Below are 536 nucleotides of genomic sequence, written 5' to 3'. Positions count from 1 at the left end.
TTGTCGATTTCGATTCGGCCGTCATTGCAGTAGCGCGTTAAGGCCTGCCACCGGTTGAGGGCATAGAGGATTGCACCGCCCAATGCCGACTTTTTCGACAGTTGAGTCAGCGTCTGATTAAGCCATGTGTGCAGGTGCTCCAGCAGCGGACTGGCCCGACTTTGCCGAACCGTTTTTCGCAGGTTAGGCGGCTGCCCTCGGATCTCGCTTTCGATGGCATACAGGGCTGCAATCCGTTGCAGCGCCTCGGCGGCAAGGGGTGAAGCCAAGTCTTTGTAGACATCGTAAAACTTGCGGCGGGCGTGAGAGCAGCATGCAGCTTCCTCAATAGTGCCCGTCGCATACAACTGAGCAAAACCGGCGTAGCCGTCAGCCTGCAAGATCCCGCTAAAGCCCTTGAGATGAGCGTGCGGATGTTGCCCCTTGCGATCCGACGAGTAGGCAAACCAGACCGCCGCCGGTGTCGAGTCACCCGCAGGTCGGTCGTCCCGCACGTATGTCCACAGGCGAGCCGTTTTGGTCTTGCCGTTGCCCGG

The 536-nt window shown here is 59.3% G+C and carries 1 protein-coding gene; it reads right to left on the bottom strand.

Annotation, left to right across the window (positions count from 1 at the left end; all coding sequences use genetic code 11):
* On the bottom strand, positions 1–536 hold a 536-nt coding region (locus INT12_RS31020), incomplete at both ends, for an IS66 family transposase (protein WP_193059242.1).

This window comes from Pseudomonas sp. K8 (assembly GCF_014889455.1).
In the GTDB taxonomy this organism is placed as follows: Bacteria; Pseudomonadota; Gammaproteobacteria; order Pseudomonadales; family Pseudomonadaceae; genus Aquipseudomonas; species Aquipseudomonas veronii.
This window is presented reverse-complemented; position numbering and strand designations above follow the sequence as displayed.